Below are 13,397 nucleotides of genomic sequence, written 5' to 3' on the forward strand. Positions count from 1 at the left end.
ATCGAGCAAGGCACATGCCCGCGCACAGTACGCAAACCCGGGGGCCGGGAAAACCTTAGACGACCACCGGGCCCGGGCTGAGGCCCGGGGCGGCGGTCGGCGTCAGGGATGGGCGCACGCTGCGCGCCGCATGCCTTCGGCGCAGGCCGATGATGGCACGAGACCGGCACACGTCCGGTCCGGCGCCGGTCGGCGGACCGATCACCTGCCGATACGCGCTGGCGGGGCGTAAGCCGGGCCTTCGTCCGCCGTGAGCTCCCCGCGCCCCTGCTTGCGCAGGGCCACGGCGTCGACCTCGGCCAAGGTGACATCCTGGGCCGTGAGACGGAACACACGGATGGTGTTGTGCACCATGCCCACCTGGTCGTTGAGGGACTTGGCCGAGGCTGCCAATTCCTCGACCATGGCCGCGTTCTGCTGCGTGATGCCGTCCAGGTGAGAGACGGCCGAGTTGATCTGCGCCGCGCCCGAGGCCTGCTCGCGCGCCGCCGTGTTGATCTGGTCCAGCAGGACCGTGACGCGCCCGACCGATTCCATGACCCCGTCCATGCGCCCGCGCGCATCGACTGCGCGCTGTCCCCCCAACTCCACCCGCTGGCGCGATTCCTCGATCAGGCGCTTGATTTCCTTGGACGCCTCCGCCGTGCGGCCGGCCAGGGTACGCACCTCGGCCGCGACCACGGCAAAACCGCGGCCCTGCTCGCCGGCGCGGGCGGCTTCCACCGCCGCGTTCAGGGCCAAGATGTTGGTCTGGAAGGCGATGCCTTCGATCACCTGGATGATGTCGTTGATGCGGCGGGATGACTCGGCGATTTCATCCATGGTGCTGGCCACGCTCTGGACCACTTCATGGCTGCGTTGCGCCACGCCGGCAGTCTCGCGCGCGACACCTGCGCCCTCCTCGGCCAGCTTGCTGGTTTGCTGGATGGTGCCGTTGATCTGATCCATTGCGGCGGCCGTCTGCTCCAGGCTGCTGGCCTGGGACTCGGTGCGCGCGGACATGTCGGCGTTGCCGCTGGCGATTTCGCGCGCGCTGCCCAGCAGATTGGCCACCTCGTGCCGGACGTCGCGCACCACGGTGCGCACCGAGACGGCCAGTTGCGCCAGCGCCAACTGGAGCTGGCCGATCTCGCCCTTGCTGGTGACACGCACCTGGCGCGTCAGATCCCCCGCCGCAAGCTGGTTAGCCGTCTCGATCACGTCCTGTAAAGGTTTGATGCCGATGCGCACCAGGTAAAAGCCAAAGACGATGGCCGCGACAATGGCCGCCGCCGTGCCCGCCCAGGGGGGCGCCCCCAAATGGACCAGCACCGGGCCGATCAGCGCCGTGACCAGCATCGCGCCAAAATAATTGCCACGCAGCTCGGGCCGCAGCCAGCGCCACAGGCGCCCCATCAGGCTGTTGTTGCGCACCTCGCCATGGTGCAGCACATGCACCCGGCGGCCGGCGGCCGCTTCCGCGCGCATGGTGGCATAGAGGGCTTCGGCGGCGGCGATTTCCTCGTCCGACGCCCGGGTACGCACCGAGAGGTAGCCCATGATGCGCTCGCCGTCGCGCATGGGCGTGGCATTGGCGCGCACCCAGTAGTAGTCGCCGTTCTTGCGTCGGTTCTTGACCAGGGCGGTCCAGGGTCGTCCATTCTGGATGGTCTCCCAGAGGTCACGAAAGGCCTCCTCTGGCATGTCCGGGTGTCGCACCAGGTTGTGAGGCTGCCCCATCAGCTCGGACACCGTGTACCCACTGACGCTGGCGAAGTTGGTGTTGCAGTAGGTCATGCGCCCCTTGAGATCGGTGATGGAAATCAAGGTCTGGTCGGCGGGAAAGGTGTAGCCGTTCTGGGTGACAGGCAGGTTGAGACGCATGGTGGGATGACTCCGTTGATGGATGGGGCGTTCGGTGTCCCGTTCGCCAGTGGACCCTTGTGCCGATTGGCAATTGCCTCATGGCGTAGCGGATCTGTCCTGCTCCGCGTTTTCAGCTTCTCGCTTTTTCAAGTTCGTAATCCGGCACAGGCATGGGCGTCACTGTGCGCAAGGCCGGCACCGCGGTCAATGCCCTCCCAGTGTCGAAAACGGTGATGGCCTCCCGCAACGCGCACGGTGGGCAGAGGCTCGTCGTTTTCCGCAGAGCCTGCGGATGGCGGGCCCACCGACATGGCCACAAGCGAAGGCAGGTGCGATGTCAGCGGCGGGGCTTATCCATCGGAGTCAGGGGGCTCGTGGCCACAGCCGGCCAGCGATAGACCCAGACCGGCTTGCCTGCCGTGGTTTTCAGCTTCGCGGTCGGCTTGTAACCGGTGGCCTCGAACTCCAGGCTGACCAGCCAGGTGCCTGAGCGCATTTCCGCCGCCGCCTTGGCCATGGCCCGGGGCAGGGTCTCGGGCCGCTGGAAGAGGTAGACCAGGTCATAAGCAGACCAGTCGACCTCCCACATGTCGGCCCGCGCCACATGCGCACGGATGCCGCCACTCTGGCTGCGCCGCCGACACCACCACGCCAGCGGACGGCTCCATTCCACGCCATGCAGATCAGCCAAGGGATACGCCTGGCGCAAGGCCTCCAGCCCATGGCCCAGACCGCAACCGGCATCCAGCACCCGGGCGCCAGGTTCGAGCGGCGCCACCTCGGGCAGATGGTTCAAGGCATCTTCGGGCGTCGGGAATAGCGGTGCGTCCCGCCAGGCATTGAGCGGGTAAATCAAAGCCAGCAAGGCCAGCGGCAGCAGCCAAGCCCAGGCCGGCAGGCTCAAGGCCCCCGAGAAAAACAGCGAAAGCGGAAAACCCAGGCCAATGGCCAGCCGCCGCCACCAGGTGCCTCCCAGCAGGCTGAGCAGCACACCGGTCAGGGTGACCAGGCCCAGCACCGCCCACAAGGGCAGCCCCGTCTTCAGCCGCAGCAGGGAATACAGAAACCAGCAAACGCTCCAGGCCATCAGCGCGGGCAAGGGCCAGCCGAAGGACGTGAACGACATCCGTGGCAAGGAAGATCGCATGGCTCGCGCGTTGCTCCGCGTCCGTTCAGTCGCCGCCACCGGCGCGGCGGAGGCGGTCAATCAAGCCGTTGAGTTCATCGAGCGAGCCGAACTGCACGGAGAGCTCGCCCATTTCCTCGACACGGCCATTGCGCTTGACGCGCTTCTTGACGCGCACCTCGACCTGGGCCATCAGCAGGTCGGACAACTCTTCTTCCACGCGTTTCAAGTCGCGCGATTTTTCCTTGCCCGGCTTCTGCGGCGCCAAGGTGAATTCCGCCCCGAGCTTCTTGACCAGACTTTCGGCCTCGCGGACGGAATACTTTTTCGCGGCGATCTGGTTGGCCGCCGTGATCTGAGTCGCGCGGTCCAATGCCAACAGCGCGCGCGCGTGGCCCATGTCCAGGTCTCCGGCCATCAGCATGGCCTGCACCGGCTCGGCAAGGTTGAGCAGGCGCAGCAGGTTGCTTGCCGCGCTGCGCGAGCGACCCACGGCCTGCGCTGCCTGCTCGTGCGTCAGGCCGAACTCGCGGATCAGACGCTGCAGGCCCTGGGCCTCTTCCAGCGGGTTGAGGTCTTCGCGCTGGATGTTCTCGATCAGCGCCATCGCGGCGGCTGCCTCGTTGGGCACCTCGCGCACCAGCACGGGCACGCTGTCCAGGCCCGCAAGCTTGGCAGCACGGAAGCGCCGCTCGCCCGCGATGATTTCATGCTTGCCGGCGTTGGGGCCTTCCGTGAGCTTGCGCACCAGGATCGGTTGCATGATGCCCTGGGCCTTGATGGACTCGGCCAGCTCGTACAAGGCGCCCTCGTCCATGCGGGTGCGCGGCTGGTACATGCCGGGCACCATCTCCTCCAGGCGCAGGCTGCCGACCTGGCCAGCCTGGGGCACGACGCCGTCCGGCGCGGGGTCGGCCTGGTTTTCCTCGACCTTGGGGCCCAGCAGGGCTTCCAGGCCCAGGCCCAGGCCCCTGGTTTTTTTCGTGACCATCTCTGTGTGTACTCCCGGTGGCGTCAGGTTCAAGTTCAGATCGGGCGGCATGACCGCCAGGGCGGTTGATGGCAACCGCCGTTTCAGGTGTCGTTGTTTCATCGCGCCTCAGGGCTAGGCGGGTGGCTGCATCAGCGTCTGCAGCAAGGCACGCCCTTCGGGCCAGTCACCCAGACCCGAGTCGGCATTGATGTGGCCGCGCTCGCCATAGTCGATGAAACGCGCACCCCAGTCCGCCGCCAGGCCTTGTGCGCGCTCGAAGCGGCAGTACGGGTCATTGCGGCTGCCCAGCAGGACGCTGGGAAAGGGCAGGCGCTGGCGGGCGATGGGCGACCAGCTGGGCAGCTGGCTGCGGATTTCGTCGCGCTCCGCATCGCCCGGCGCGACCAGCAGGGCGCCCCGGACGCGGTGCGTGTTGCGGCTGTGCGCGGCCCAGGCTGCGACCAGGATGCAGCCCAGGCTGTGCGCCACCAAGACGACGGGTCCGTTGCGGTCTGTGTCGCAGGCCAGGATGGTTTCTTCCAGCTGGATCTGCCAATCACCGCGAAGTGGGCGCTCCCAATCATGCTGCTGCACGCGCGTATAGCCGTGCTGGGCCTCCCACAAGCTTTGCCAGTGGGCGGCACCGGAGTCGTACCAGCCGGGCAGGAGCAGGACGTTGCTGTTCTTCATCTAAAAGCAAACACTCACTTTTGGTTCACATCTTGCTGATGCGTCCGACCATTTCTTCCGCGAAGGTAAAGAAGGACTGGGCACCGCGCGCGGCCGGATCGAAGACCACGCCGGGCAAACCGTAGCTGGGCGCCTCGGCCAGGCGCACATTGCGCGGGATGACGGCATCGAACACCTTGTCGCCGAAGTGCGCCTTGAGCTGGTCGCTGACCTGGGCCTGCAGGGTGACTCGTGGGTCGTACATGACACGCAACAAGCCGATGATCTGCAGGTCGGGATTCAGGTTGGCGTGCACCTGCTTGATGGTGTTGACCAGATCGGCCAGGCCCTCGAGCGCGAAGTACTCACACTGCATGGGCACGATGACGCCATGCGCCGCGCACAGGCCATTCAGGGTGAGCATGGACAGGCTGGGCGGGCAGTCGATCAGGACGAAGTCATACTCCTCCATGACCTGGGCCAAGGCGTTCTTGAGACGGCGCTCGCGTTGCTCCAGATCGACCAGTTCGACTTCGGCCCCGGCCAATTCACGGTTCGCACCCAGGATGTCGTAGCTGTAGCCAGCTTCCACCAGCTTGTCGCTCTTGACGCGGGCCTCGGCCACGGAGGCCGTGCCCAACAGCACGTCGTACACCGTGCGCGCCAGCTGGCGCTTGTCCACACCCGAGCCCATGGTGGCATTGCCTTGAGGATCGAGATCGACCATCAGCACCCGCTGGTTGAGCTTGGCCAAACCAGCCGCCAGATTGACCGTGGTGGTGGTCTTGCCCACCCCACCCTTCTGATTAGCAACGCAAAAAATCTTGGCCATGCAGCACTCGTGTGTGGAACTCTCGTTATTGCGGGAAAAGGCCCGGTCTTCGTCTTATTTGCTCAGCGCAAGCTTCAGGCCAAAACCGATCAGGAACACGCCCGCCAGTTTTTCCAATGTCTGCCCGATGCGCGGACTGGCGCGCAGGCGCTCGGCCAGATGGTGCGTGAGGAGCACGGCGGTCAGTGAATACAGAAAGCCGAGCACCGCGACGGTGGTCGCCATCACGCCGAAGGTGAGCAGGCCCTGGTGCTGCGCCGGGTTGATGAACAGCGGAAAGAAAGCCATGTAAAACACGATGGCCTTGGGATTGAGCAAGGTGATGATGAAGGCCTGCCGGAAATAGTGGCGCGGCTGGATGTTGAGCACGGGCGCATCACCGGGTTTGGCGATCAACATTCTGAAACCCATCCAGGCGAGGTAGGCCGCGCCCAGCCACTGAACAAGATGGAAGGCAGTGGGATAGGCCAGCAGCAGCGCGGCCACGCCCGCGACAGCGGACCACATGAGTATTTGGTCACCCACGATGATGCCGAACGATGCCGCCATCCCCCCTGCCCGCCCCCCCTTGCCCGTGGACGTGATGATGGCGAGATTGCCCGGCCCCGGAATCAACAGGAAAAGGAGGATGGCGGCGACAAAAGCGCCGTAGTCTGCAATGCCAAACATGGGGGAAGCGTCTCTCGAAAATGAGGCGTCGAGTGTACGACGCCCACCGTGTGGCGCGACTCAGGCAGAGGTGCCGGCGCCCGTTTTTTTGCGTAACCAGACCATGCAACGCTCCGCATCCATGCCCGGCACGGTCAGTGGTTCCACGTGAAACACCTCGACCCCCAGGGACAAGGCCGCAATTTCCTCGGCCGGGTGCCGCCCTTTCATCGCCATCCAGACACCCTGGGCCGCCAGAGCGCCAGAGGACCAGGCGGTGAAATCAGCCAAGGAGGCGAAGGCCCGGGAAGAAATCACGTCAAATGGACCTGACAGGCTTTCCACCCGCGCATGCACACCGTGCAGCTTGGGCAATTTGAGCGCGATGGCCACCTGCTGGATGAAGGTGGCTTTCTTGGCCACCGTGTCCACGCAGGTGACTTCGATCTCCGGGCAGCAGATGGCGATGACCACGCCCGGCAAGCCGGCACCAGAACCCACGTCGAGCAGGCGCACAGACTGTCCCTGGGTCTGCCGCCGCAGCGGCGCGATGATGGCCAGGCTATCCAGCAGGTGGTGCGTGAGCATCTCTTGCGCATCCCGCAGCGCCGTGAGGTTGTAGACCTTGTTCCACTTTTGGACCAAGGCCAGGTAGTCCAGCAGTTGGGTGCGCTGGGCCTCGGACAAGGCCACGCCGAGCGCGCTGGCGCCGGCTTCGAGGCGGGCTGCCAGGTTCGGCGCCAACTCAGCCGTCATGCCGCTTCGGCCTCGGCCATCTTGGCAAAACCCTTGAAGCCGCTCTTGCGCAGATGGATCAGCAACAGGGAGATGGTGGCCGGCGTGATACCCGAGATGCGTGAAGCCTGGCCCAGGGTTTCTGGGCGGTGTTTCTGCAGCTTCTGCCGGGCTTCGATGCTCAGGGCCGACACGGCCATGTAGTCCAGGTCCGCAGGCAGCTGGAGCTGCTCGTAATGGGCTGCGCGCTCCACTTCGTCCCGTTGGCGGTCGATGTAACCCGCGTACTTGGCCGCGATCTCGATCTGGTCGACCACGGGTTCGTACAGCTCACCCAAGGTTTCACGTGAAACAACGGCCTGCGGTGGCAGGGTGGGATCTTGTGCTTCACGACCTCCCGAAACCGGCCTGGCGTACTTGCCGCCATCCATGGACATCAGTTCCGCGTACTTCACGCCGGGGCGGCGCAGCAAGTCAAACAGATGGTATTCATGCTCGATGCCCACCCCCAGCACCCGCTCGGCCTCGGCAGCGGGCAGGATGCGCGGGTTCACCCAGGTCGATTTCAGGCGTTCTGTTTCACGTGAAACAGCATCCCGCTTGCGGTTGAAGGCATCCCAGCGGGCATCGTCCACCAGGCCCAGCCGGCGGCCGGTCTCGGTAAGGCGCATGTCGGCGTTGTCTTCCCGCAGCTGCAGACGGAATTCGGCCCGGCTGGTGAACATCCGGTAGGGCTCGGTCACGCCTTTGGTGATCAAGTCATCCACCAGCACGCCCAGGTAAGCCTGGTCACGGCCGGGCAGCCAGGGCGCCTCGCCCCGGCATTGCAGGGCGGCGTTGATGCCAGCAAACAGGCCTTGGGCAGCGGCCTCTTCGTAGCCCGTGGTCCCATTGATCTGGCCCGCGAAAAACAGGCCCTGGATCTGGCGGGTCTCGAAGCTGCTCTTGAGCGAGCGCGGATCGAAATAGTCGTACTCGATGGCGTAGCCGGGCCGCAGAATGTGGGCGTTTTCCAGGCCCCGCATGGAGCGCACCAAGGCCAGCTGGATGTCAAAGGGCAGGCTGGTGGAAATACCGTTCGGGTAGTACTCGTTCGTGGTCAGGCCCTCGGGCTCCAGGAAGATCTGGTGGCTGTCCTTGCCCGCGAAGCGGTTGATCTTGTCTTCCACGCTGGGGCAGTAGCGCGGGCCCACGCCTTCGATCTTGCCCGTGAACATGGGACTGCGGTCAAACCCCGAACGGATGATCTCGTGCGTGCGCTCATTGGTGTGCGTGATCCAGCAGGGCATCTGCTGGGGGTGCATCTCGCGGCGGCCCATGAAGCTGAACACCGGCACCTCCCCCTCGTTCGCGCCCTGGCTGGCGGCGCCGGGCATGCCGTCCCCGGGCTGTTCCGTGCACTGGGAGAAATCGATGGTGCGGCCATCCAGGCGCGGCGGCGTGCCAGTCTTGAGCCGCCCCTGGGGGAGCTGGAGTTCCTTGAGCCGCGCCGAAAGGCTGACCGCAGGCGGGTCCCCGGCCCGACCGGCCGCGTAGTTGTCCAGGCCAATGTGGATTTTCCCGTCCAGAAAGGTTCCGGCCGTGAGCACGACCGTGCGGCCACGGAAGGCGATGCCGGCCTGGGTGACGGCGCCAACCACACGATGGCCTTCCACCATCAGATCGTCCACGGCCTGCTGGAACAGCATCAGGTTCGGCTGGTTTTCCAGGCGGCGGCGGATGGCGGCCTTGTACAGAATGCGGTCGGCCTGGGCGCGCGTGGCGCGCACGGCCGGTCCCTTGCTGGCGTTGAGGATGCGGAACTGGATGCCGGCCTCGTCCGTGGCGATCGCCATGGCGCCGCCCAGCGCATCCACTTCCTTGACTAAGTGCCCCTTGCCAATGCCGCCGATGCTGGGGTTGCAGCTCATCTGCCCCAATGTTTCGATGTTGTGGGTCAGCAGCAAGGTCTTGCAGCCCATGCGCGCGGCCGCCAGGGCGGCCTCGGTGCCGGCATGGCCGCCACCCACAACGATGACTTCAAATTCTTCGGGATACAGCATGGGGACATCTCCTGTGGCCGCGGCCTTGGGCATCAAGGCAAAACGCACAGACAGAGAGTAGGAGTGCGAGGGGCGAAATTTTACCGGCCCGCCTCTTTTTCCGCCATCGCGGCATCTCGCAAGGCTTTGTGTTTCACGTGGAACAAACTGCGCAGCATCCTGGAGCTTTGTCGGGTGAATCCCACAGCGAAGCGGTGCCAGGCCAACACCCAGCCTGCAGGCCCAGCTCTGCACGCACATGCGCTGCGCATCGGGTCTGTGGTTCAATGCCGGTCATGAAAGTCCTCGTCTTCGCGGGCAGCACCCGCCAGCAATCCCTGAACCGGCAACTCGCCCGCGTCACGGCAGCCATGGTCCGCGCCAGCGGCGCCGAGGTCACGCACCTCGAGCTGGGGGACTACGACGTCCCGCTGTACAACGGCGACCTGGAAGCCCGGGGTACGCCACCCGACGTGGTCCGGCTCAAGCAGGTTTTTTTCGAGCATCCGGCCTGGATCATCTGCACGCCCGAGTACAACGCCAGCTACCCGGCCCTGGTCAAGAACACCTTCGACTGGCTCTCCCGCCCGGTCGCAGCCGACCCGGATTGGACCGACGGCTACAAGGCCACGCGTGGCAAGGTGGTGGGCGTGCTCAGCGCCTCACCAGGTGCCCTGGGTGGGCTGCGCTCGCAAAGCCACCTGGTTCCCCTGCTGCTGAACCTGCAATGCTGGGTCACGCCGCAAAGTTATGCGCTCGGGCGCGCGGGCGAAGCGTTTGACGCCGAAGGGCAGCTGCTGTCGGACCGCGCCCGCAGTGCCGTTCAGGCCGTGATTGACCAGGTGCTCTTCGCGGCGCAACGACTCAACAGCTGACTGAACTATCTCCCGGCCATGGATTGCCGCCCCGGCTGCGCCGCCTGCTGCATCGCGCCCTCCATCTCCAGCCCTATCCCGGGCATGCCGGTGGTCAATGGCATCAGCAAGCCAGCCGGCGTGCCCTGCATCCAGCTGGACGAACAGCTGCGCTGCAAGCTCTTCGGCCGGCCCGAGCGACCCGCTGTCTGCGGCAGCCTGATGCCCACGCCCGAGATGTGCGGCAACAGCCGGGCCCAGGCCCTGCGTTTTCTGGGCTGGCTGGAGCAGGACACCAAGCCCGAGCCGATGGGCCCGCCGGCACCGCCCCCCGCTTAAGACCCCTTCCAGCGCCGCAGCAACAAGGCATTGCCCATCACGCTGACGGAGCTCAAGGCCATGGCCGCGCCGGCCACCACCGGACTCAGCACGCCCAAGGCCGCCAGGGGAATGCCAGCCACGTTGTAGATGAAAGCCCAGAACAGGTTCTGGCGGATCTTGCGCACGGTACGGCGAGAGATGTCCAGCGCCGCCTCCACCAGGGCCGGATCACCTCGCATCAGGGTGATGCCCGCCGCATGCATGGCCACGTCGGTGCCATTGCCCATGGCGATGCCGACATCGGCGGCAGCCAGGGCAGGCGCGTCGTTCACGCCGTCGCCCACCATGGCGACGACGTGCTGGCCCTCGCGCAAGGCCCGCACCTGGGCGGCCTTGTCGCCGGGCAATACATTGGCCAGCACTTCCCCATGCTCCGGCCGCAGGCCCAGCCGGCGTGCCATGGCCTGCGCAGCGCCCGGGTTGTCACCGGAAATCATCACCAGGCGCAGGCCCCGATCACGCAAAGCCAACAAGGCGGCCGCCGCGCCCGGCTTGGGTTCGTCACCAAAGGCCAGCAGGGCGCGCGCATGCACCTGTGCGAGCGCCTTGCCCTCCCCAGTACTATTCACGGTTTCGGCCAGCACGGACACCGTGGCGCCCTGCGCCTGCAAGGCCGTCGCCGCCTCCTCCAACGCGCCAAGCGACACGCCCAGCTCGGTCATCCAGCGCAGGCTGCCAATGCGCCAAGTCCTGCCCTGAACTTCGCCCTGCGTGCCCCTCCCCGGCACAGCCTGCACGGCATCCGGCGCGGGCCAGCTCACGCCCCGCTCGCGCGCCAGCTGCAATACGGCTCTGGCCAGTGGGTGCTCGCTTCCACTCTGCATGCTGGCCACCGCCTGCAACAAGGCGGACTCATTCTGGCCTGGCGCAACCTGCAAAGCCGTCAGGCGAGGTTGGCCCACGGTCAAGGTGCCGGTCTTGTCGAAGGCCACCGTGTCGACCCGGTGTGCCAGCTCCAGGGCCTGGGCGTCCTTGATCAGGATGCCGCGCCGTGCCGCCACGCCGGCACCGGCGATGAGGGCCGTGGGCGTGGCCAGGCCCAAAGCGCAGGGACAGGCGATCACCAGCACAGCGACGGCGTGCATCAGCGCGGCTTCCATGTCCGCACCGCGCCAGAGCCAGCCGCCGAGTGTGAGCAAGGCCAGCACCAGCACCACGGGCACAAAAACCGCAGAGACCTGATCGACCAGTCGCTGGATCGGTGCCTTGGCCGCCTGCGCGTCCTCCACCAGGCGGATGATGCGCGCCAGCACCGTCTCGCTGCCCGTGGCCGTAACCCGCAGCACGACACGGCCCTCCCCGTTGACCGAGCCGCCGGTCAGCACCGCGCCGGGGGCCTTGCCCACCGGCAGGGGTTCACCAGTCAGCATGGATTCGTCCACCTGGGTCTCGCCGTCCAGCAGCAGGCCATCTGCGGGAATGCGTTCGCCAGGACGCACGGCCACACGATCCCCCACCATCAATTCGCTGATTGGGATGTCGGTTTCGTCCTGCGGCGCCAGCTCGGACCCCAGCCAGTGCGCCAGCTCGGGCCGCAGCGCGTGCAGGGCACGGATGGCGGCCGTGGTCTGGCGCTTGGCACGAACCTCCAGCCACTTGCCCAGCAGCACCAGGGTGATGACCACGGCGCTGGCTTCGAAGTAAAGATGAGGCTGTACCGCAGTGTGAGCGCCCGCATGCACATCCGAAGACGCCGTCCACCAGAGCCAGACCGACAGGCCCCAGCCCGCGCTGGTGCCCAGCGCCACCAGCAGGTCCATATTGCCCGTACGGCTCTTCAAGGCGTGCCAGGCGCCACGGTAGAACCGTGCCCCGAGGATGAATTGCACTGGTGTAGCCAGCACGAACTGCAGCCAGGCGGGCAACATCCAAGCCTGACCGCCCTGCCCCAGGCTCAACCAGCCCAGCAGCATGGGCAAGACCAGCGGCAGCGACAACACGGCGCCCAGGGCCACCGGCGCAAAACCGGCCCAGGGAGAAAGGTCCTCGTGCATCAGCGCATCGGCGGCACGGGGCTCGTAACCGGCGCTGCGGACGGCGCGTCGGAGCTGGGCCGCTTCATCGGGTGCGTCCGGCCGGTACGTGACGCGGGCAGTCTCGGTGGCCAGATTGACCACCGCGTCCTGCACGCCAGGTACTTTCTTCAAGGCCTTTTCCACCCGCAGCACACAGGCCGCGCAGGTCATGCCGCCGATGCCCAGATCCAGCGTGCTGAGCGCTTGCGCCGGACGGGCTGACGTGGGAAGGGGAGTGTTGATCGTGTCCATGCACGGCATTCTGAACCTTGCCCTTGTGTCAAGGTCAAGCCTCCTGCAGTTCCCATGGTTTGCCAGCGCACGCTACGGTCTGCTTGCACATCAGCACTTGACCTTGCCATGGGGTCAAGGTTGAAAATGGCAAGCACAGACCGGCATATGCCGGATGCAGCACCCCAACATTCCGGAGGAACGCCCCATGAACCAGTCCTTCACCGTCACCGGCATGAGCTGTGGTCATTGCGAAAAGGCCGTCACCCAGGCCATCCGCCAAATCGATCCACAGGCAGAAGTCCGGATCGACCGCAGTCACAACCTCGTCCAGGTCCAATCGCAACAGCCGCGCGAGGCCCTGAGCCGCGCCATCACGGAAGAGGGTTATGCCGTCGCTGCCTGAGCCCTCGCGCGACCCGGACCGCTGGCCGATCCCCATCGGTCAGGCCGCCCAACGCTCGGGCATCTCGGCCAAGATGGTGCGGCACTACGAGTCGTTGGGCCTGCTGTCGCAAGTGGCCCGCACAGACAGCGGCTACCGGCAGTACGGCGAAATCGAGGTGCGTCAGCTGCGCTTCATCCGGCGCGCGCGCGACCTGGGTTTTTCCATCGACGAAATCACCGAGCTGCTGGGGCTGTGGAGCAACCGGGGCCGCGCCAGCGCCAGCGTCAAGCGCATTGCCCAGCGGCATGTGGACGAACTGTCAGTGCGCATCGCGTCGTTGCAGGCCATGCAGCGCAGCCTCAAGGAGCTGCTGCACGACTGCCACGGCGATGAGCGGCCGGACTGCCCCATCCTGGATGACCTCGCGGGCGACACCGATCGCCCATCTGTTTCAATCAACTGAGGAGATGTTCATGAAACGCAATGTCGGCGGTATCGACCGCGCGCTCCGCATCACGGTCGGCCTGGTGCTGATCGTCCTGGCCCTCACGGGTGTCGTTGGCTGGTGGGGCTGGCTGGGCCTGCTGCCGCTGGCCACGGGGCTGATGGGCTGGTGCCCGCCCTATTCCCTGCTGGGCTGGAACACCTGCGCCAACAAGTCCGGCGACGCCGCCTGAGT

General features: G+C 66.0%; 14 protein-coding genes. 5 read left to right on the forward strand and 9 right to left on the reverse strand.

All coding sequences use genetic code 11. From position 1 onward, the window contains the following. Window positions 1-201: 201 nt before the first annotated feature. The 8 genes from AZ34_RS01355 to mnmG form a co-directional block, all read right to left on the reverse strand. Window positions 202-1,863 carry a methyl-accepting chemotaxis protein gene (locus AZ34_RS01355; RefSeq protein WP_035603977.1) on the reverse strand — a complete coding sequence of 554 codons (1,662 nt, stop codon included), beginning with the start codon at window positions 1,861-1,863 and terminating at the stop codon, window positions 202-204. A 319-nt stretch (window positions 1,864-2,182) separates the two neighbouring features. After that, window positions 2,183-2,971, reverse strand: coding sequence for a class I SAM-dependent methyltransferase (locus AZ34_RS01360; protein ID WP_035603980.1), 789 nt, complete (start codon window positions 2,969-2,971; stop codon window positions 2,183-2,185). Between the two features lie 46 nt (window positions 2,972-3,017). Beyond that, window positions 3,018-3,962 carry a ParB/RepB/Spo0J family partition protein gene (locus AZ34_RS01365; protein ID WP_035603982.1) on the reverse strand — a complete coding sequence of 315 codons (945 nt, stop codon included), beginning with the start codon at window positions 3,960-3,962 and terminating at the stop codon, window positions 3,018-3,020. 114 nt (window positions 3,963-4,076) lie between these two features. After that, a complete protein-coding gene (locus AZ34_RS01370; protein WP_035603985.1) occupies window positions 4,077-4,634 on the reverse strand; it encodes an RBBP9/YdeN family alpha/beta hydrolase in 558 nt (185 codons plus the stop codon). Between the two features lie 25 nt (window positions 4,635-4,659). Further along, window positions 4,660-5,445: a ParA family protein gene (locus AZ34_RS01375; protein WP_035603988.1), complete on the reverse strand. Its 786-nt coding sequence runs from the start codon at window positions 5,443-5,445 to the stop codon at window positions 4,660-4,662. Between the two features lie 54 nt (window positions 5,446-5,499). Beyond that, a complete protein-coding gene (locus tag AZ34_RS01380) occupies window positions 5,500-6,114 on the reverse strand; it encodes a LysE family transporter (RefSeq protein ID WP_035603991.1) in 615 nt (204 codons plus the stop codon). Between the two features lie 60 nt (window positions 6,115-6,174). Then, window positions 6,175-6,849, reverse strand: coding sequence for a 16S rRNA (guanine(527)-N(7))-methyltransferase RsmG (gene rsmG, locus AZ34_RS01385; protein WP_051509440.1), 675 nt, complete (start codon window positions 6,847-6,849; stop codon window positions 6,175-6,177). Continuing rightward, window positions 6,846-8,870 carry a tRNA uridine-5-carboxymethylaminomethyl(34) synthesis enzyme MnmG gene (gene mnmG / locus AZ34_RS01390; protein WP_035603994.1) on the reverse strand — a complete coding sequence of 675 codons (2,025 nt, stop codon included), beginning with the start codon at window positions 8,868-8,870 and terminating at the stop codon, window positions 6,846-6,848. Before mnmG ends, rsmG begins: the two co-directional genes overlap by 4 nt. Before the next feature lie 275 nt (window positions 8,871-9,145). Between mnmG and AZ34_RS01395 the strand changes: the two genes are divergently transcribed. Together AZ34_RS01395 and AZ34_RS01400 are read left to right on the forward strand one after the other, a co-directional pair. Then, window positions 9,146-9,724: an NADPH-dependent FMN reductase gene (locus AZ34_RS01395; protein ID WP_035603996.1), complete on the forward strand. Its 579-nt coding sequence runs from the start codon at window positions 9,146-9,148 to the stop codon at window positions 9,722-9,724. Window positions 9,725-9,742: 18 nt separating this feature from the next. After that, window positions 9,743-10,042, forward strand: a complete 300-nt coding sequence (locus AZ34_RS01400; protein WP_081767025.1) for a YkgJ family cysteine cluster protein — start codon at window positions 9,743-9,745, stop codon at window positions 10,040-10,042. On the opposite strand, the gene AZ34_RS01405 is transcribed toward AZ34_RS01400, so the two are convergent. After that, window positions 10,039-12,351: a heavy metal translocating P-type ATPase gene (locus AZ34_RS01405; RefSeq protein ID WP_081767026.1), complete on the reverse strand. Its 2,313-nt coding sequence runs from the start codon at window positions 12,349-12,351 to the stop codon at window positions 10,039-10,041. The genes AZ34_RS01400 and AZ34_RS01405 overlap by 4 nt on opposite strands. A gap of 187 nt (window positions 12,352-12,538) precedes the next feature. Between AZ34_RS01405 and AZ34_RS01410 the strand changes: the two genes are divergently transcribed. Genes AZ34_RS01410 through AZ34_RS01420 form a run of 3 tightly spaced genes read left to right on the forward strand, consistent with a single transcriptional unit; the run spans window position 12,539 to window position 13,395 of the window. Then, window positions 12,539-12,736 (forward strand): heavy-metal-associated domain-containing protein, encoded by a 198-nt coding sequence (locus AZ34_RS01410; RefSeq protein ID WP_035610573.1) that lies wholly within the window; start codon window positions 12,539-12,541, stop codon window positions 12,734-12,736. After that, on the forward strand, window positions 12,720-13,181 hold the full coding sequence (cueR, locus tag AZ34_RS01415; protein ID WP_035604001.1) for a Cu(I)-responsive transcriptional regulator: 462 nt from the start codon (window positions 12,720-12,722) through the stop codon (window positions 13,179-13,181). Before AZ34_RS01410 ends, cueR begins: the two co-directional genes overlap by 17 nt. A gap of 10 nt (window positions 13,182-13,191) precedes the next feature. Next, entirely contained in the window at window positions 13,192-13,395 is a 204-nt protein-coding gene (locus tag AZ34_RS01420) for a YgaP family membrane protein (RefSeq protein ID WP_035610575.1), read from the forward strand. Window positions 13,396-13,397 lie beyond the last annotated feature (2 nt).

The organism is Hylemonella gracilis str. Niagara R, assembly GCF_000600295.1.
GTDB lineage: Bacteria > Pseudomonadota > Gammaproteobacteria > Burkholderiales > Burkholderiaceae_C > Hylemonella > Hylemonella gracilis_A.

Coding starts and splice junctions, on each gene's coding strand:
- AZ34_RS01355 (WP_035603977.1), bottom strand. CDS start 1,863: ATGCGTCTCAACCTGCCTGTCACCCAGAACGGCTACACCTTTCCCGCC.
- AZ34_RS01375 (WP_035603988.1), bottom strand. CDS start 5,445: ATGGCCAAGATTTTTTGCGTTGCTAATCAGAAGGGTGGGGTGGGCAAG.
- AZ34_RS01420 (WP_035610575.1), top strand. CDS start 13,192: ATGAAACGCAATGTCGGCGGTATCGACCGCGCGCTCCGCATCACGGTC.
- mnmG (WP_035603994.1), bottom strand. CDS start 8,870: ATGCTGTATCCCGAAGAATTTGAAGTCATCGTTGTGGGTGGCGGCCAT.
- AZ34_RS01400 (WP_081767025.1), top strand. CDS start 9,743: ATGGATTGCCGCCCCGGCTGCGCCGCCTGCTGCATCGCGCCCTCCATC.
- AZ34_RS01360 (WP_035603980.1), bottom strand. CDS start 2,971: ATGTCGTTCACGTCCTTCGGCTGGCCCTTGCCCGCGCTGATGGCCTGG.
- cueR (WP_035604001.1), top strand. CDS start 12,720: ATGCCGTCGCTGCCTGAGCCCTCGCGCGACCCGGACCGCTGGCCGATC.
- AZ34_RS01405 (WP_081767026.1), bottom strand. CDS start 12,351: ATGGACACGATCAACACTCCCCTTCCCACGTCAGCCCGTCCGGCGCAA.
- AZ34_RS01380 (WP_035603991.1), bottom strand. CDS start 6,114: ATGTTTGGCATTGCAGACTACGGCGCTTTTGTCGCCGCCATCCTCCTT.
- AZ34_RS01395 (WP_035603996.1), top strand. CDS start 9,146: ATGAAAGTCCTCGTCTTCGCGGGCAGCACCCGCCAGCAATCCCTGAAC.
- rsmG (WP_051509440.1), bottom strand. CDS start 6,849: ATGACGGCTGAGTTGGCGCCGAACCTGGCAGCCCGCCTCGAAGCCGGC.
- AZ34_RS01410 (WP_035610573.1), top strand. CDS start 12,539: ATGAACCAGTCCTTCACCGTCACCGGCATGAGCTGTGGTCATTGCGAA.
- AZ34_RS01365 (WP_035603982.1), bottom strand. CDS start 3,962: ATGGTCACGAAAAAAACCAGGGGCCTGGGCCTGGGCCTGGAAGCCCTG.
- AZ34_RS01370 (WP_035603985.1), bottom strand. CDS start 4,634: ATGAAGAACAGCAACGTCCTGCTCCTGCCCGGCTGGTACGACTCCGGT.